This is a genomic window from Microcoleus sp. Pol1C5 (assembly GCF_036701115.1).
Classification (GTDB): domain Bacteria; phylum Cyanobacteriota; class Cyanobacteriia; order Cyanobacteriales; family Microcoleaceae; genus Microcoleus.
Map to the genome: position 1 here is coordinate 67,616 of NZ_JAUBQE010000015.1, position 18,112 is coordinate 85,727.

Annotated in this window: 13 protein-coding genes; 4 read left to right on the forward strand and 9 right to left on the reverse strand. The window is 44.0% G+C overall.

Annotation, left to right across the window (positions count from 1 at the left end; translation table 11 throughout):
* Window position 1: 1 nt before the first annotated feature.
* The 7 genes from QUA23_RS10890 to QUA23_RS10920 all read right to left on the reverse strand — a co-directional run bounded on the left by QUA23_RS10890 (window position 2) and on the right by QUA23_RS10920 (window position 12,745).
* Window positions 2-973: a sodium-dependent bicarbonate transport family permease gene (locus QUA23_RS10890; protein ID WP_333075957.1), complete on the reverse strand. Its 972-nt coding sequence runs from the start codon at window positions 971-973 to the stop codon at window positions 2-4.
* Window positions 974-1,178: 205 nt separating this feature from the next.
* Complete coding sequence (locus tag QUA23_RS10895; protein ID WP_333075956.1) at window positions 1,179-1,913, reverse strand: glutathione peroxidase; 735 nt, start codon at window positions 1,911-1,913, stop codon at window positions 1,179-1,181.
* A gap of 227 nt (window positions 1,914-2,140) precedes the next feature.
* A complete protein-coding gene (locus tag QUA23_RS10900; RefSeq protein WP_333075954.1) occupies window positions 2,141-2,638 on the reverse strand; it encodes a Uma2 family endonuclease in 498 nt (165 codons plus the stop codon).
* Window positions 2,639-2,828: 190 nt separating this feature from the next.
* Entirely contained in the window at window positions 2,829-4,691 is a 1,863-nt protein-coding gene (locus QUA23_RS10905; RefSeq protein ID WP_333075952.1) for a tetratricopeptide repeat protein, read from the reverse strand.
* Window positions 4,681-8,775, reverse strand: coding sequence for a tetratricopeptide repeat protein (locus QUA23_RS10910; protein ID WP_333075951.1), 4,095 nt, complete (start codon window positions 8,773-8,775; stop codon window positions 4,681-4,683). The genes QUA23_RS10905 and QUA23_RS10910 overlap by 11 nt, the downstream gene beginning before the upstream one ends.
* 24 nt (window positions 8,776-8,799) lie before the next feature.
* Window positions 8,800-11,604, reverse strand: a complete 2,805-nt coding sequence (locus QUA23_RS10915) for a tetratricopeptide repeat protein (protein ID WP_333075949.1) — start codon at window positions 11,602-11,604, stop codon at window positions 8,800-8,802.
* Between the two features lie 277 nt (window positions 11,605-11,881).
* Window positions 11,882-12,745 carry a calcium-binding protein gene (locus QUA23_RS10920; RefSeq protein WP_333075948.1) on the reverse strand — a complete coding sequence of 288 codons (864 nt, stop codon included), beginning with the start codon at window positions 12,743-12,745 and terminating at the stop codon, window positions 11,882-11,884.
* A 913-nt stretch (window positions 12,746-13,658) separates the two neighbouring features.
* On the opposite strand from QUA23_RS10920, the gene QUA23_RS10925 reads away from it, so the two are divergent.
* Window positions 13,659-13,781 carry a transposase gene (locus tag QUA23_RS10925; RefSeq protein WP_333110370.1) on the forward strand — a complete coding sequence of 41 codons (123 nt, stop codon included), beginning with the start codon at window positions 13,659-13,661 and terminating at the stop codon, window positions 13,779-13,781.
* 316 nt (window positions 13,782-14,097) lie between these two features.
* Here QUA23_RS10925 and QUA23_RS10930 read toward each other — a convergent pair whose 3' ends face one another.
* Window positions 14,098-14,283, reverse strand: coding sequence for a hypothetical protein (locus QUA23_RS10930; protein ID WP_333068237.1), 186 nt, complete (start codon window positions 14,281-14,283; stop codon window positions 14,098-14,100).
* Window positions 14,284-15,655: 1,372 nt separating this feature from the next.
* On the opposite strand from QUA23_RS10930, the gene QUA23_RS10935 reads away from it, so the two are divergent.
* The 3 genes from QUA23_RS10935 (at window position 15,656) to QUA23_RS10945 (ending at window position 17,035) form a co-directional block, all read left to right on the forward strand.
* Entirely contained in the window at window positions 15,656-15,796 is a 141-nt protein-coding gene (locus QUA23_RS10935) for a hypothetical protein (RefSeq protein WP_333075947.1), read from the forward strand.
* 132 nt (window positions 15,797-15,928) lie between these two features.
* The gene (locus tag QUA23_RS10940) at window positions 15,929-16,126 is read left to right on the forward strand and encodes a hypothetical protein (RefSeq protein WP_333075945.1); all 198 of its coding nucleotides are present in this window, start codon (window positions 15,929-15,931) and stop codon (window positions 16,124-16,126) included.
* Between the two features lie 708 nt (window positions 16,127-16,834).
* Window positions 16,835-17,035: a hypothetical protein gene (locus QUA23_RS10945; RefSeq protein WP_333076016.1), complete on the forward strand. Its 201-nt coding sequence runs from the start codon at window positions 16,835-16,837 to the stop codon at window positions 17,033-17,035.
* A gap of 327 nt (window positions 17,036-17,362) precedes the next feature.
* On the opposite strand, the gene QUA23_RS10950 is transcribed toward QUA23_RS10945, so the two are convergent.
* Window positions 17,363-18,112 carry a pentapeptide repeat-containing protein gene (locus QUA23_RS10950; RefSeq protein WP_333075944.1) on the reverse strand — a complete coding sequence of 250 codons (750 nt, stop codon included), beginning with the start codon at window positions 18,110-18,112 and terminating at the stop codon, window positions 17,363-17,365.

Genomic DNA, 18,112 nt, shown 5'->3' on the forward strand with positions numbered 1-18,112 from the left:
CTCACCTCCAAAACATATTTATTCCGTATAGATACAGGGGAATGCCTACAATGATATTAAATGGAAATGTCACTGCTAAGGCAGTTGAAATGTAAAGACTTGGATTCGCTTCGGGAACAGTTAGGCGCATGGCTGCTGGTACTGCTATATAAGAAGCACTCGCGCACAGTACGGCAAACAGCAAAGTGTCTCCTTGCGGCATTCCGATTAATTTGGCTATTACCAAAGCAATTACTGCGTTGAGTATCGGAATTAGGATTGCAAAGCCGATCAGAAAAACTCCTGCTTCTTGCAAATCTTTAATTCTGCTGGCTGCAACCAGCCCCATGTCTAGTAAGAAAAAAGTCAGAACTCCGTAAAACAAGTCTTGAGTAAACGGACTCATAACTTCCCAACCATGTTCTCCTGTCAGTACGCCCATAATTAGGCTGCCAATCAGCAGAAAAACTGAGCTGTTTAGGAATGCTTCTTGCAACACTTCTGGCCAAACTATTTCGCGTTTTCCTTCTTCCCCGCCAAATACACTGACTAGAATGAGACCTACTATAATTGCCGGGGATTCCATTAATGCTAGCGCGGCTACCATGTAACCGTCAAAGTCGATCCCCTGTGCTGTGAGGAAGGAGGTTGCGGTAATAAATGTGACGGCGCTGATGGAACCGTAGGTGGCTGCGATCGCCGCGGCATTGTAAGAGTCGAGTTTGATTCTCAGTATGAAAAAAGTATAAATTGGTACTAGCATTGACATCAGCATCGCTGCCATAATTGTCAGGGCTATTTGCTGGTCAATTCCGCTTTTGGACAGTTCGACCCCACCTTTAAATCCGATCGCAAACAGCAGGTACAGCGAAAAGAGTTTAGGGATGGGCGCTGGAATTTCTAAATCAGATTTGAGAAAAATTGCCAGCATTCCCATGAAAAAAGCTAATATTGGGGGATTTAAGATATTTGACGATACTAAACTCAAATCCACGATCTGTCACTCCCATTTCTTGCGTTTTTAATATTACTTCCCCAGTAATTGTTGCACGAGAATGGATCAATAGACCAATCGAACTTTTTGACTCCGAAGCTCGATCTGGCTAAATACCGCAAAATACGGCAAAGGCGCACAGTGCACACCTTACTCGTTGTAAGGTGTGCACGCGGGCATCTGCCGGTTAAGTATTTTGGTTTAACTAAGCAACTGCCAAATAAGACTCTAGGGCTTCGGAACCACCGATCAACTTGCCGTCGATAAATACTTGCGGCACAGTTGTAGCCCCAGTCATAGCCCGGAGCGATCGGGTTGTGATCTCCCGGCCCAAGACGATTTCTTCATAATCGAAGCCCTTTTGACTAAGCATTGCCTTAGCCTTAGCACAGAAGGGACAGCCCATTTTTGTAAAGAGCGACACTAGCTTCGGCTTGGCTGCTGCGGAGTTGATGTAGTTGAGCATCGTCTCGGCATCGGACACTTTGAAAGGGTCTCCCGGTTCATCAGGCTCAATAAACATTTTTTCAACCAAGCCATCTTTTACCAGCATCGAATAACGCCAAGACCGCTTGCCAAAGCCTAAATCTGTTTTGTCTACCAGCATTCCCATGCCTTGAGTAAACTCGCCGTTACCGTCGGGAATTAACGTCACATTGTCTGATTCTTGGTCTTTTGCCCACTCGTTCATCACAAAAGTGTCATTGACGGAAATGCAAACGATTTCATCTACGCCGTTTTCTTTGAAAACTTTGGCCAATTCGTTATAACCAGGGAGGTGCGTTGACGAACAAGTGGGCGTAAAAGCCCCAGGCAGCGAGAAGACTACTACAGTTTTACCTGCAAATATATCATCGGTGGTGACATCCACCCACTCGTTGTCTTTGCGAGTGCGAAAGGTGACTTTGGGTACTCTTTGACCTTCTTGGTTCGTCAGCATGATTTTAAATTTTTGGGTACTTGGGTTCAATTCCTTTGCTGATTATAGCGTACTCATAACGAGTATGACTTGTCAAGGGAGGCGAGTTTTTTTCTCGGACTTGGGCGCGCGATCTCAGTTTATTGTCTTTGCGACGATAGTTTGAATCTTAGTCCGAATCAATCTCGCGGCGCGCGCGAGATCAGTTCATTGTCTTTGCGACAGCTAGCAGATTTAAAACTTGCTGTTTAAGTAGGTCGGCAATTCTGTCTCGAATCCTTTGCTGCTGCTAACGGGTGAGGATTTTTTACACATTCTGTCAACACATCGATATCAATTCCTGGCAGCAATTCGCTTTGTGTGATTAATTCATAACCGCAGTTGGACACGAATTCAACCGGAATTTCTTCTTGCAAATGGTAGATAGAAAATCGGTCATTTCGCCAGAACCAAACCTCTCGCACATTCAACCTTCTATACAGTTCTAGTTTATTGATGCTGCCACTGGTAACAATCACTTCAATTACCAAATCTGGAAATTCTTTATCTCTGCCAATACAGTAAGCTTCACCCGGTTCCGTACCGCCACTTTTTTCCTCTTGTCGCAGAGTTGTAGACCCAAAAGGAAAATATTCGATGTCAGCTTCTACAAAATAAATAAGCAGCAGATCTCCAATGCGAGTTTTTCTACTTTCATGGCGGCGAGAAGCCGACATAATTTCCAAAACTCCATCTAAATAAGTCACTCGATATCCCGCAGGCAGCATCTCCTATTCGATTTAGCAGTGTTTCGTATTGTTCCCAGTTTGCCCTATCCGTGATGTAGCACTCTTCAGGATCTTGGCATGGGAGTGCTTGTTCTTTAAGTAATGTATCTAGCTCGCTCGTCAGCATCGGTATTACCTCCTTACAAGTTGTTCTAATCTTAGCTCAACTTTATTCCCAATCAAACTGCCTCCCCAAATATTCCTCTAATTCCTGATTGTAAGGTCGGAAATAATCGCTCAACCTGTCGCGAACCGAATCATTTACCCGCTGATAAGAACCAGGATTAGCATTTTGGTACTCAGACAATTGATATTCCGGCAAATCTAAAAATTCTAAAACCTGCTGGACTATAGCCGCCGCACCTGCATAAAAATCTTCACTTTTCAAAATTAACAACTGTTCTCTAGGAAAGAAAGTCCGCCAATTTTTAATAAATTCTATGTACCTACCGCGAGCTAAATAATTCCCCGGTTCCTCGCCGATGATGTATTCGGGATTTTGATTCAACCGTTCAATTTCATTGCTAATTACCCGATCGAGCGATAGCGCTTCCCAATTTAAGGCAGTCAGGCGGTAAAATTGAGAAATCGCCCGATCGACGGGATTTCGCAAAAGTACAATCAGTTTCGCCTCTGGAAACAGGGTGTAAAGACGTTCCGGTGCTTCCCGACAGTCAAAATAGCTCGGACTTGCTTCGCCAGTTACAAATTGCTCTCCCTGCGGCATTGGCGGAAAATGAGCCAAATACCAATCAATACCTCTGTCAAAGTGCCACGAAAAAAAATCCATCTCCTTTTTAATCGGAGTCAAAATTTGCGGGTGTTTGGATAAATAAGTATACAGAGAAGTCGTCCCGCACCGCTGAGAACCAATAATTATAAAGTTAGGAACTTTGACTGATTTTAAGTTCCAATTTTGTATAACAGGCATCTTGCCTGTATCTGCTTGTGGAACAGGTATCTTGCCTGTTCTCTTACTAACAAGAGATGCAAAACTTTGTTTGTAACTGACAGTTCGATAAAAATCAATCGCCTCAGCAATTTTACCTTGCCTCGTTAAAGCTTCTCCCAAATTCAGATAAGGCCAAAAAGCCTCCGGTTGAGCTGCAACAACTTCGCGACACAAGTTCTCAACTTCATCTAGCTTGTTTTGCCTAACAAAAACTTCCCACAAATTGTAATAAAACCACCAAGGAATATCAGGATTTATTTCTATAGCTTGGAAAAATGCCGCCGCCGCTTCCTCCCAATATTTTTGGTGGCTCAGAACAGCGCCTAAATTATAATAAGACCAGCAATCATCCGGTTTTTGGGCGACAGTTGCGCGAGATGAGGCTAATGCGCGATCCTCTTCGATGGCTGCGCTAACGCACTTTTCTTGCTGCTGCAACAAATCCTCTAATTTCGCGGAATTTCTTGCATAACTCGGTATATTTGTCAATAGCAAATTGTAAAGAATTATTGCGCTTTTTGGGCGATCGTACTGTGCTAAATTCTTTCCTAACTGCAAATAAAACTCCCAATTTTCCGGTGTAATTTGCAATTGAGATTGTTCTAGCACTAAGTTTAAATCCGACTCTGTTTGTCCGAGAGCGTATCCCAACTTCTCGTAAATTCCCGGCAAATCTCGGTCAATCTCAACAGCTTTTAAATAGGTGGCGATAGCTTCATCCCACTGTTTGAGTTTAGTTAAAGCGTCGCCTAAATTGCAAAAAGACCAGGCAAAATCCGAGTTGAGGGCAATCTCGCACCGGTAAGCAGCAGCAGCCTCTTCCCATCGCCGAAGTTTCAGCAAAGCATCGCCCAGGTTGTGATAAGACCAAGAAAAATCTGGATTTAACTCAACAGCTTTTTTGTAAGCAGCGACAGCTTCCTCCCATTTTTCAAGTTTCTGCAAAACATCGCCCAAACTGTGATAAGACCAAGAAAAATTAGGATTTAATTCAATAGCTTGTTTGTAAGCAGCAACAGCCTCATCAAACTGACCGCTTTCTTGCAGGGAATTACCCAAATCGTGGTAGTCATTGTCCATGCAAAACTCCTGCAACAGTCATTAATTTTTCCAGCGAGTTCAAATTCAACTGCATATCTTTATGTAAGGGTTTGATCGGAGTTCCATCATCAACCAAATCGCCAATTAAATAGTAATGTTCCAAACCGCATAAATTGCTAATCATCCAATAACAATACGGAACGTAAAGGGGAGAAAAAATCTCAATTACCTTAGTTCCTGGATTGCAAAAAACTAGATTAGTCAATCCCCCTCCGTGAGGTGCGACAACTACTTTAGCAGCAGCCAAACACGATGCTTGTTCCGCTACAGACATTGTTTCCAATTTGACACTGCGAAACCCAAATTTTTCTAAGTATTTAATTACTTCTTCATCGTTGACGATTCGCCTATAGGATGCTTGTTGGCGGCTGATATAAATTCGCTCTGAATAGTCTGTGTTTAGTGGCTGTTGTTCCTTTAAAAATGTCTGTTTGAGGTATTCACACTTCCATTTAGAAACAGCTCCCGATCCGTTATAAGATATTGACGGAACTATTAATTTATCTGCTGTAATGTGTAAATTGCAGCGACTTTCTAAAAGTTTATCTTGAGAAATTCCTAAAGTATTTAAAGTTTCTGCTTGATAGGAAGAATCCGAGGCATTGACAACAAACTTATCTATAGTTTCTATCAATCCGCTCCGCTGCAAAAGGTCAAATCGCGTAATCACATCAAACATCCAATGAAAATAAGCTGCTCCACCCCAGCGAGCAGATAAAAAAGCCACATTTCCATCGACGTGTTCAGCGGGAGGCAATTTGTCGGAAGTGATTACCAATTCCGCACAACCCATTGAAATGTCAGCAACAAGTTTATTTTCTGAAGTAATGACGGCGCTAGTCACAACATCTGCCCAAGCTCTTCCTTTTGGCAATACGGCAACAAAAGCTTTTCTTGAATGACTTTGATGTTCCCAGAATCTACGGCTGCTATCGATTGTTTTGGAATCAGATAAATTGATTTGACTCGCAGGATGGATGTCAATGCAGGTGAGGTTAGGATTTGATTCTGGTGCAACGGTCAAATCTTCTGTAAATCCGCAGTATTTTTTGAGAATACTTAAGGGTAAATTTTGATTACTGCATTTTGCCAGATCGCTCTCATCGACTTCTCCTTGTTGTTCCAGAGCATAACCTATATTATCGTAAGCTTCAAACAAATCCGGTTTAATTTGCAGGGCTTGAACTAAATTAGTGATTCCAGGTTCCCACTGCTGTTTTGCAAGAAAACTCAAACCCAATCCTTCGTAACACCAGCAGGATTTGGGTTCGAGATTGATGCCTTTTTCGTAAATGGCGATCGCCCTTTCTAATTCCCCTTGATTCCGCAGTGCATCACCCAACTTTTTGTACAGCCAACTATGATCGGGTTCTAGCTCAATAGCACGATCAAAAGCCCCTGCTGCTTCAAACCAATTTTCTTGTGATTCCAGAACTTCCCCCAAACTATTGTACAGCCAACAATCATTGGGGTTTAATTCAATAGCTTTGCGGTAAGCCGCCGCCGCTTCTTCCCAATTTTCCAGTGCAACCAAAGCCCTACCTAATCTCTCGTAGGACCAACAGAAATCGGGATTGAGTTCAACTAACTTGCGGTAAGCAACAGCAGCTTCCTCGCACTCAGAAAGCTCCATCAGCACATCGCCTAAATTGTTGTAAGTCCAACAAAAATCTGGATTTAACTCAATAGCTTTGCGGTAAGCAGAAGCGGCTTCCTCGTGTTGCTCAATCGCCTGCAAAGTTTCCCCCAAAAAGTGGTAAGCCCAACTAAAATGAGGGTTGAGTGCGATCGCCTGTTGGTAAGCTGCCCTAGCTTCGTCAAATAGTTCTTTCTTTTGCAAACTTTTACCCAACTTTTGGTAAGTTAAGTAGTTGCCAGACTTTATTTTAATAGCTGTTTGATAGCGGGCTATCGCCTCATCCAAATAACCGGAATTCGTTGCAATATCCCCCAACTTTTCCCAACCCAGAGACAACAGAGTTTGCTCTTCGCCCAAACTTTGATTGCCGATTTTTTTAACAATCAGTTGATAGCCTTTGTGTACAACTTCTAACTGACTTCCAAACATCTCCAAAAAAACATCTATCCCAATTTTAGTATCTTGCTCCGGGCTGTCGGGAAACGTAAACTCGTAATCATCAAAAATCATCAATCCCCCAACTTTCACCAACCTCCAAGATAAAATCGCATCTTGCAGAGCACTGGTAGGTTTGTGACAGCCGTCAATGTAAGCAACATCGTAATATTCCGAAGCCAAATTAATTAACAAATCTTGAGAGTAACCTTCTAATTCAATTACCCGATCTGCTGCTCCCGTTTTAACAATATTGCCCTTAAAATGTTGTTGAAAATACAAATCAATACAAGTAATCTTTGCCGTCGGATGAGTTAAAATATTATCCAGCAGCCAGCAAGCAGACATTCCCTGAAAACTGCCGATTTCCACAACTTGAAAATCCGCAATTCCGGTAAATTGCTGCAAATGCCGTTGCCAAATAGGAATATTGTGGGTAAACCAATCTTGGGTAAATTGATAATCTTTCGCCGCACACTCAGGCCAACCCCTCAATTCGCTCGCTTTTTGGTGGCAAATAATTGCTTCTTCTAATTCCCCTAATTGCGGTAAAATATTTCCTAAATCGTTGTAAGGCTTAGAATTGGTCGGCTCGATTTCTATTTGGCGGCGGTAAGCGGCAATTTGTGCGTACAACTCCTGTTGTTTCGCCCGAACATCATTGAGTTGGGCGACAACTTCTGCAGCATTGGGTTCAATTTGCAGTGCCATGCTATAAAATACGCTCGCGCCTTCCAACTGCTTCTGTTTTGCTAAACTATTGCCTAAATTTATATAAAATTCCGCTCCATCTAACTCAATTCCCAGCAATTTGTGGTAATTTTTCCCGCTTGCAAGTACCTCAATAGATTGACAATAAGTTGCGATTGTGCTGTCTAAACCCGATTCGCTCCGCTTCCGCAAAACATATCCCAACCGCTGATTAATTCCCGTCAAATTCGCCTCCATCTGAACCGCGTGCAGGAAAGCAGCCACAGCTTCATCCCAGGATTGTTCGCAGGTGAAGGCTATTCCCAAATTGACATAAAACCAAGGAATATTTGGATTTATTTCAATAGCTTTGCGGTAGCAACTAATAGCTTCTGGCCACAGTTGTTTTTGAGCCAAAGCGTCCCCTAAGCAATTGTATGCCCAGTAGGAATTATCATTAATTTCCAGAGTCTGACGGTAACATTTAATTGCTGCATCAAAGTCCTGTTTTTGCGCGAAAACATTACCTAAACCCACGTAAGCACGAGCGTATTTTGGGTTGAGTTCGAGGCTTTTGTTGTAACAGGCGATCGCCCGATCGAATTCTCCTCGCTCCGCCCAAGTTTTACCCAAACTGTGGTAAGATTCAAACGAATTTGGATTGATGGCAATGGCTTGTCGGTAATTGGCGATCGCCTCATCCCACCGCTTCTGACCAACCAGCATTTCTCCCAGATTGTGATAAGCGATTGCCAGCTTCGGGTTTAACTTAATTGCCCGCGAATAACACTCAATAGCACGATCGAACTTTCCCAATTCAACCAAACTATTTCCCAGAGTGACGTTTTCCTCAGCAGTTGCCCAATTCGGCTCGATATTAAAAGCTTGATACCAACAGTCAGCCGCCTCTTCTCGCTTCTCTAACTGCGTCCAAATTCTCGCCAACTGCCGATAAACAGCAGCAAAATTCGGCGCTAGCGAAATTGCTTTTTCACAATTTACGATCGCCTTTTCCCACTGTTTCCCCTGAGAATACAAACTGCCGAGATTAGCATAAACTTCCGGCAAATTTGGATTGCGATCGATCGCCGATTCATACCACTGCTTAGCTTGCTCGATTTCCCCTCGCACCTGCATCACCTTTCCCAGCGTCTGGCAAGCTGTCGCCAAATTCGGTTCAATTTTCAACGCTGACTCGCAAGCAGCAACTGCCTCATTCAACTTTCCTTCGGCTAAATAAACTTCTGCTTGCCGACTCAAATCAACCGCTGCCTTTTCCATCTTCTCAATCGAGGGCATAATTAAACTTGCTCCAGACACCAACTAACCCAAACCCACCACTTCAAGCATCTTTTTCAGCGAACTCAAGTTCACCAAAATATCCTCAGTCAGGGAATTCTGATACATCAACTGTCTAATAGGATAGCATTCAAAAGCCTCGCCCGTTAAAAAGTAATGTTCCAACTGCAAATATTGACTGATTCCCCAGTAATAATGACTGATATAGTGAGGCGACACTAACTCAATTACTTTAGTTCCCTGGCGACTAAAAATCGTATTTGTCAAGCCGCTGCCGTGGGCTGCTACTATCACCTGAGCGTGGTAAAAATGAGCAATTTGCTCTGCCAAAGACATCGACTCAGGTAAAATAGAAACAAAGCCAAATTTCTCCAAAACCTCAACCACATCTTCCTCGTTCAAAACTCGTCGATATCTTGCTTTGCTGCGGCTGATATAAATGCGTTTCGGATAGCTCGAACTAGGTATAATTCCCTTGAGAAACTCGCGCCTCAAAAAATCCATCGCCCACCCAGAAGGCCAGCCCAAATATCCCGCAAAAGACGGCACAATTAACTCTGTTGCTTGTATGTGAGGCAAGCGATCGCTCTCCAATACTTTTTCTTCGGGAATGCCCAAAATTCTCAGACTTTCCCGCTGAAATTGGTGCTGACAACTATTCACCAAAAACCAATCAATTTCCGCCAAATCCCTACCGCTGTGCCACAGCAATTCTATCCTCGGCAAAACGTCAACCATCCAGTGAAAATAGACATTTCCAGACAAACCAGAAAGCACCGCCACTCTGCCGTCAATTTGCTTGAGAGGCGGGAATGATTCTAAATTAAAAACGCTGTGTTTTCTAATATCATGCTTTTCGCATCCAGGTAAAAACCCCGGATAATCTCTCGACACATCACCCAACAAATAATTGTCAGGAGTAATTACAGCGATCGCCTTGCAAATCAGCCAATAATTTTCCTGCGGCACAATCCAAACTCGCCCGTTGGGAATTGCAGCGACAAAAGTTTTGGGCGACTGCACAGGTATCGGTTGCGAGTTGGACAAACGGCACACTCCCCAACCCAAATGCACCGGATCGAACCACTTAGAAAGTCGCTGCAAACACAGCCCGCAAGTTAAACCGGCACACTCGGAATTAGCCAATTTGGAATTGGATCTCCCAAATTGGGAATTCGGAATATTTTCTGCCCTTGCTTCTGGTGCAGATTTCCAAAATATTTCCACATAATTGTCAGCATCCAACTTAGCATTAACCAGCCAATCCCAACTCGATAAATAAATACCGTGAGGAGGTTTTATAGAAGTGCTATCGGGCGAAATAAAACTGTCTTTTTTCCACTGTTTCTGATCCCCATACCCGTGCAATTGCAGATATAAAACCTTTTGATAATAATCAATCGCCCGTTCCCAGCGCCCCTGTTTTTCCAGCAGTTTTGCCAACTCAAAATAAACCTGCGGTAAAGCAGGTTGAATCGTCAAAGCCATGTGGTAAACTGCAATTGCTGCACTGAACCGCTGTTGCTGGGCTAAGGAATTTCCCACGCGCCAGTAAAGCTCTGCATTTTGTGGCTGAATTTGCAAAGCTTTTTGATAATAAGCGGCGGCAGATTCGTATCCGCTGTACTCTGTTAGAGCATTTCCTAAATGCAAGTAAATTTCGGCTAAATTATCGCAAATTTCAGCAATTGGTAATTGGGCGTTGGGCATTGGGCATTGGGCATTGGGCATTGGGCATTGGGCATTGGGAATAGTTTCTGTTTCTTCCTTCTTCCCTCTTCCTTCTTCCTTCTTCCTTCCAGTTAGTGCTGTGAGAAATCGATCGCACGCAGCGATCGCCTTTGACAATTCATCATCTTCTACAGCCGCAACCCTGTGCCTTTGTGCCAAGCGGCAGTAAGCCTCAACAAAATCAGGCTTCAGAGCTATTGCCTTCTCAAAATAAGGCATGGCTTCCGCCACTTGACCCAAAACCATCAAAGAAAACCCGGCATCTGTATAGGCCGAAATATAGTCGGAATTGAGATCGATCGCGCGCTCGAAACAAGCAAGCGCCGCCGAATGTTCCCCCTGTAACTGCCACGCTTTCCCCAAATTGTAGTGAGCCAAAACCATGTCCGGCTCCAACTCAATAGCTGTGAGGTAAGATGCGATCGCCCTTTCCGGACTTTTGTCCAGCAAGGCTTGACCCAAATTATTGTGCAGTGTCGCCCAATCCGGCTTAATTTCCATCGCCCGCTCGTAAAGCTCGATCGCCTCAGCAGCCCGATCGTCCTTGAGCAAAATCACACCCAGATTGCTGTAAGCTTCCACGTAATCCGGCTTCAGAGCAATCACCTGTCGGTAGGTATCCATTGCCGCTTCGAGCTGACTATTTTCATCTAAAACCACAGCCAGATTGTAGAAAGCATTGAGATAATCGGGTTTTTTGCCGATCGCATTTCGGTAACAGTCGATCGCCCCCAGCAAATTACCCTGATTGTGAAGAATATTTCCCAAGTTATAATGAAGTTCCGCCCAATCTGGTTTCAAATCCAGAGCTTTTCGGTAGTGAAAAACCGCCTCATCCAGCCACGCATAGTCGCTGTAAAGTTGACCCAAATAAGCATGAGCCAGAAAAAACTGCGGCGAAATCTCCAAAGCTTGCACAAAAGCGTCTCTTGCCGCCGTCGGATCGCCTTGAGCTTCGAGAATTTCGCCTAAAGTCGTGTAAGCCGAGGGCGAAAACGGTTGAAGTTCGATCGCCTTTTTGCAAAACTCGATCGCCTCAGTTAACTTCCCCCGGTTCAAATAAATTTGGGCTTGCCGGATATATTCTTCAGTGCTCATTGCTAGCCAGCAGTTGCGGTTTCTTTACCGCTTCAGTAAAACCTAGAAATTTTAAGTTAAAAACTTTGTATTTATATTTTGCCCGATCGGGCGATCGATTAATTTTATCAATAACTGTCGATCGATTTTTTTTAACTGCCCCTGCTTCAGTTCCTGCATTGAATATTTCAACCTCACCCCGCTTGTAGCAGAGTGAGGTTGAAATCCTTGAAAACTACCGGCTTTGTGAGAACAGCCCCGAATCTTATCCGGTACTGCCCCACAACAGCCAGTTGTTTTAGAACAACTCGAAGTTGTTCGAGGTAATTGTCAGGCCAGGCTGCAACTGAGCAATAGTTAGCACTCCGCTGGTGCCGTTGAAGAACAACGTACCGCTTGTTGGGTCGTACACCAACTTGTTGGTCGTGCCTGCTCCGGGAGTAGCTGCGTTGAAACCAGAAACGACGACAAACTCGCTTGCTTCGAAGCTGCTGCCCAAACCAGCGAACACACCGCCCTGCTTCAAGCGGATCTTATCTTCGCCGGGGGTAAAGTCAGTGATCGTATCTACGCCATATTCGCCACCGCTGGAGAAGAAGTAGAACGTATCGCTGCCAGCACCGCCGGTCAGGACATCAGCGCCTCTGTCGCCAGAGATAAAGTCATTGCCAGCACCGCCATCGACAGTATCGTTGTCTTTACCGCCGTACAGGCTGTCGTTGCCGTCGCCGCCGCCGACAATATCGTTGCCCCGGCCGCCAAAGACTGTATCGCTGCCCGATCCGCCGAGTACGGTGTCATTGCCGTTGTCGCCAGAAATTAAGTCATTGCCATCACCACCGTCTACGAGGTCATCACCTTTGCCGCCAAAGATGTAGTCATCGCCGGTACCGCCAGCGACCACATCGCTGCCGCTGCCTGAAAGGATGGTATCGTTGCCGTCGCCGCCGCCGATACTGTCATTTCCGCCACCCGATACAATCAGCTCGTTGCCACTGCCACCAGCGATGACATCAGCGCCCCCAAAAGTCAAGATGATATCGCTGCCGGAGCTTCCGTTCAGCCTGTTTTGACCTTCGATGCCGATAACGGTTGAGCCACCGCCACCAGTACCACCTGGTAGTGAACTTGCTGGCTGTGTTGGATTAGTTACCTGTGTCATTTACACTCCTCCTAAAAGATCAATCATTTTTCTACAATACACTTTTCCCTCCAAAGGGATTCAATAAATGAAACCGGACATCGGTTGAGACCCTAATTGACCCGGCTGCTATAAGCTGTCATGTAATTTAAATAGTCAGCAGCGAGCCTCGGAGCGCGAGTTGAATCCTGTATTCGTTGAGCAGCAAATCTCGGTTGTTTCCTGCTTTTGACTCTCGACTCCACCACTGCCTCCTCTAACACGAAAATATTCCACTTAAACGTTTGCGAGTTTACCATAATGACCGTCGATATGGCTAGTCATTATTAAAACAATACCCGGAAGATACACAGAGACCATTTTTAATCGGAGTATGCTCTCAAGATTGAGAAGTTGCACCGGGTCCTTGGCACTGTCGATCGCCGGAGAGTTCGATCGCCCGCAATGGGGCTGGAACTGAGCTGCGATTTCTTTTAAGTACACTGTACCTGACCAGACTTTTGATTTTCGCCAATAGTTCCCCAAAAATCAAAATTTTTTAGCTAGCTTTGGAAGCAAGCCCGTGCACGCTGGAGGCCGGATTCAATCAAAAGTGCGTCCCAACACAGTCCCGGACGGACTTTTGAGCCTTATCACCTTGATGTTTCCACCAAAATCTCTCACGATCCATACAGGATTTTTGGCTAAAAAACCCAGTTTTTCAACCCCAATCCGTCATTTCCACCGTGCTCCACATCCATCCGGACAATCAGACAATGCAGCGCTAGTCTTTTGGTGAAGTTGGGATGAAAGGTGAGCTGGTAGATTTGTGACGGTACTGTCACTAGATTTTAGATTTTAAATTTACTCCAGAGATGAATCTGGGAACTGGAACTAAGATATAAAATTTTGGGCTGCTGGCGAATCCAGCGCCAGTTATGAGGTTGGCGCAATTATAGTTATGAATAATTTACCTGTTGATAATGCTGAAGCCATCAATTTTCTGATTGCATCTATCGGAGCCAAGGTAAAATTCTTACCTCCCTACTCGCCGGATTTATGTCCGATAGAGTTGTAGTGGGCCAAAATCAAAGCGATTTTCCGTTCAGAAGCATATCCACCTTCAAAAGTTCTTGATGAAGCGATGACTAAAGCTATTAATGCTTTTACTGATGAAAATGCTTTGCCATCCTTTCATCACTCTGGTCTCTTTTGAGAACTAACTAAATAGTTAATTTTTGTGGTAGATTCCATGGCTAATACCTGTGAGTTCAAATATTAAGTTTTTAGCCAAGAGTTGTTTACTAATTGTTGTTAAATTCGAGCCGAGCATTAACGATTAGCAAATTATCCGAAATTTGGTTCGGCATTAATTCCGAGAAAATCTCTACTATTTATTCCGAGCGGTGTGCTTCTAGTTGCGCTGGTGATGCGTTGGAATTACTCTGGCTGTCGTACTTGTAGATGTGAGCGTCACTCTCGAAAATATAATTGATGGAAGTAGCTGCATAGTAGCTCAGCGCTAGCAGCGACAATAGATTAAGAACTCTATAAATTGGTTTCTCAGATACTTGGTTCATTTTGACTCCTACTTTTTATGCAAATAACTAATTTGGATACCGTGACGGCACTTTTTTTTAGAAGTTCCCAAACATCTCGCACCTCTAAAAATTTAGCTGGCTCCCGTTATACACTCCTGATGCCCGATCGCGAAAAATAAGTCGTACTTGAGATTTGAAACTGTTTTTGTTGCCCATTTCATATTGCAGTCTCTGCCTTGAATTGTGTATCTAACTGCGGTAAGAGTTAGGCTATTTGGACGCAAACGAACTCTACAATTTTCCGTTTAGAGCTGCTACGATTTAAAAAAAGGGAGCTGGAAAAGGTTAAAGGGCAAAGATCCTAGCTATTTTTCAACGCCTGGCCAGGATTTTCCCACATTCGATTAATGGTACGTAGCCGCCGGTAGTATAAAAATTCTTAAGCTGGTCAGCGGCAGGCGAAAATATGTCTGAAGTTATATTTTTGCAAGCAACAGGCCATGTTAAATTACATATCAATTTTGAGCTTGGTTGAGGTGGCAGATAATTTTTGGGGAAAAATGTTGTGGTCGCTGTCCGATAATTTGAGTCTGACAATTTTGCCTGAACAATTTTGACTGAGCCGCACCATTAAATCACGATGTGACAAAAAAATTAGGCCTCAGTCGATTGGAGACTTCGGTGTGATACGTTCAGCGAGCGCTGAGTCTATCTGGCTCAGTTGAACAATTGGAAATTGGAGATTTATTCCACAGATGAATCTGAGAGCTTGAACAACAGCCTCAAGTTTTGGGCTGCTGCAGACTCCTGTCGGAAACTTGTATACGTTTTTGGGCGGGGTCAAAAAGCAGAAGGCAGAATTTGATAGCGGTAAAAAAATACTGTTTTAGAATTCAGAATTTTTCTGGGATTCTACCTTCTAGCTGAATTTATCTTTTTCATCAAAAAAATATAAATTACTCGTTGCCTGGAGCGATGCACGCCGAATAATTTAGGACGAGATAAGCGACTGTTTTGAAGCCTGCTCCTTCCCTAATTTATTATAATTCTTGATCGCATTGGGCTGTTTTTACAACAGACTTTTTGCTGGTAATTTGCAAAAGGGATAGGGGCAGAACAACAGGCCAAAACAAAGGCCCCATTATTAAGGCTATCCAAGATATCACGTCTTTTTTAGATGTCGCTGTATCATTCCAAAAACTTTTGAACCAAACAAGAAAAACGATTAAGGCAATCGAAAAGTAGCTAATCATTATCATTTTTTTACCTGCCTGCCTATAGATGGGATAGAAGTATTTATAATTATTGTATCTCAGGCCGTGGCTCGCCGATCGCAACTTTGTGCCCTGAGCTGCAAGCTGCAAGTGTCTAAAACCCAAAGTTTCACATATCTCCGAGTCCAGATCCTGCGATGTTGAGCGGACTTACTCCCGCTGCGTGGCGGCTTTGGGAACTCAAAGCCTTGCGTTCAGGGCTTTTTGAGGTTTTGTCAAACCTTGAGGCTACCACCCCAATCATAGCTTATGCGATCGAGGTATTTGGTTTTCTGTGATTTAAATCACGTATACTGGCAGAATTCGGTCACAAATCGAGCAAAGAAGGATCACACAGCTTAGCCGACTGCAATCACCCTACTCTTTTCTCAAATGCTCGATATTGCAATAGTCGAGTTCAACGAGATTTCATGCAAGCTCTGACTTTAAAATCCGATCGCGCGATCGCTGAACTGTTCTATCAAGTCACTCATTCAGGCAATCTGACTCGCATTGACAGCCACGGACTGCGCGAACTCTGCCAAAGCGCTCTCAGCGAAGACGCCAGAGATGCAGTCAACCGCCTGCTGCACGCCATCCGCCGCGGATGGGTCAGGATTTCCGATTAGTCCCCTCACACACCAAGTTGAGATGAGTATTTTTACTTTCTCTCCTGTCAAGCTTTGGCAACAATAAAATTTTCGTGAATAGGTCGCTCCATTAACCCTCTCCAAAAAAAATTGTACTGCGATCGAAAAGCTTGACCCGGTTTCTTGAAGAAGCCGGGATTTTTGATTTGAAGCAGCCAGTAGATTTTAGATTTTAGATTTTAGATTTTAGATTTTAGATTGACTTCACAGATGAATCTAGAGCTTGAACTTGAGCTTAAATTTTAGGGCGGATGCCCGCTCCTGTCGGAAACTTGTATCGGTTTTTGGGCGGGTTATTAAGTATATTCACGGAACAAAGACCACACCAAGAAACTAGGTAAATGTAGGTAAAAGCGGGTTTCTAAACAGGCTAAACGTTTTACTCTGAATTAAGCCTAGCGCTTTCGCTAGCAGTCATTAGTAATCTCTTAATAGATAAATATTAGTTTATTTGTCACCGTTTCTTAACCAAAAGTAGAGATGTGGGAGTTGCCAGAAGCTAGGAATCGGGACGGGGTTTGTATTTCAAGTAGCAGAGCTATAGAGGAAATATCCGATCCCCATGTCCCGCTGACACAAATCACTAATCAACAGCTAATCGATCACATTTACTCCCGTAGTTGAATCACATAAATTTTGGAAAAATTAGTTAATACTGTCAAAAGTGAGTTCAAAATAAAACACATGATGAGAACCCAAACGCTGTTACCTCAATTTACTATTGCCGAGCTAGTCTTTCAGGTATATCACTCCGGTCTGCTGACTCCCACTCACCGACAACAGCTCAAGACAGCGCTGTTAAATGACTGTCTTACCGAAGAAGATCAAACAGCCATCAACCGCTTGCTCCACGCCGTTCGTCGGGGCTGGCTGAAAGTTGTAGATTAAATTATCGTCAATTTTTTTTGCCACTCTCTTGAAATGAACTGTCATTGAATTTTGGATTTTACACTTCCGCAAGCGCTCAGTCGAACCGTAGAGTCCCGCTCACTCGAACAATTTGAGATTTTAGACTTACTCCACTGATGAATCTGGGAGCTTGAACAAGACTCTAAAATTTTTGCCTCTCCACAACACGAGTCCGGGGCTTATCTCTATTTTTGCGCGCCTGAGATTAACGCAGAATTAAATCCCCTTAAAAAAATCAGGCATTAGCCTAAATGTAGGGTGCACCACAAGCACCCTGCGGTTTTAACTTCTATTTTTTCAGCTTATTTAGTCAGAGATTGTGCCGTCAGGCATCATGGCATCTCTCAGATTCGCTTCATCCAAATTTGTCCCGCGCAAAGAAGCTTGATGCAAGTTTGCTCCCCGGAGATTTGCTCCCTTAAGGGAAACTCCGCTCAAATCTGCTTGATGGAGATTTGCACAGCTCAAGTTAACTCCGCTCAAATCGGCTCCCTTCAAATCCGCTTTTTCCAGATTTGCTTCCGTCAAATTTGCCCAGCTCAGATTTGCTTGAGTTAAGTTAGCACGGCTCAGGTCAGCTTGTGTTAAGTTCGCGTCGGTTAAATTTGCTTTACTGAGGTTGATTCCACAAAGTTTCACTTCTGTCAAGTTTGCACCTTGCAAGTTAGCGTTAACTGCATAAACTTGAATCAAAATTGCCCCCTGAAGGTTGGCATCTCTCATGTCTGCACCCCTGAGACTCGCCCCCGTTAAATCTGCGCCGCTGAACACGACACTCCGCAAGATGGCTCCGCTCAAGTTCGCTCCCACCGCGTCGCATTCGCCAAAATTAGCGGACATGAGGTTGGCTTGCGAGAGGTTGGCTTGGCTAATATCTGCTTGATACAGATTAGCTCTGTAGAGGGTGAGACCGATCGAATTTGCACCTTTTAAATTAGCGTGACTCAGGTCAATATCACGCAAATTTGTCCTTGACATCTTGACCCCGGCTAGGTCTACTTTGTGAAAAACCCGTTCTCCGGCTGCATACCGTCTGAGAAGTTCATCTGCATCCAT

Excerpts from the sequence above, each read along its gene's own strand:
- QUA23_RS10895 (WP_333075956.1), bottom strand. The coding sequence starts at position 1,913 with ATGCTGACGAACCAAGAAGGTCAAAGAGTACCCAAAGTCACCTTTCGC.
- QUA23_RS10905 (WP_333075952.1), bottom strand. The coding sequence starts at position 4,691 with ATGGACAATGACTACCACGATTTGGGTAATTCCCTGCAAGAAAGCGGT.
- QUA23_RS10910 (WP_333075951.1), bottom strand. The coding sequence starts at position 8,775 with ATGCCCTCGATTGAGAAGATGGAAAAGGCAGCGGTTGATTTGAGTCGG.
- QUA23_RS10915 (WP_333075949.1), bottom strand. The coding sequence starts at position 11,604 with ATGAGCACTGAAGAATATATCCGGCAAGCCCAAATTTATTTGAACCGG.
- QUA23_RS10920 (WP_333075948.1), bottom strand. The coding sequence starts at position 12,745 with ATGACACAGGTAACTAATCCAACACAGCCAGCAAGTTCACTACCAGGT.
- QUA23_RS10930 (WP_333068237.1), bottom strand. The coding sequence starts at position 14,283 with ATGAACCAAGTATCTGAGAAACCAATTTATAGAGTTCTTAATCTATTG.
- QUA23_RS10935 (WP_333075947.1), top strand. The coding sequence starts at position 15,656 with ATGTTGAGCGGACTTACTCCCGCTGCGTGGCGGCTTTGGGAACTCAAA.
- QUA23_RS10940 (WP_333075945.1), top strand. The coding sequence starts at position 15,929 with ATGCAAGCTCTGACTTTAAAATCCGATCGCGCGATCGCTGAACTGTTC.
- QUA23_RS10945 (WP_333076016.1), top strand. The coding sequence starts at position 16,835 with ATGAGAACCCAAACGCTGTTACCTCAATTTACTATTGCCGAGCTAGTC.
- QUA23_RS10950 (WP_333075944.1), bottom strand. The coding sequence starts at position 18,112 with ATGGATGCAGATGAACTTCTCAGACGGTATGCAGCCGGAGAACGGGTT.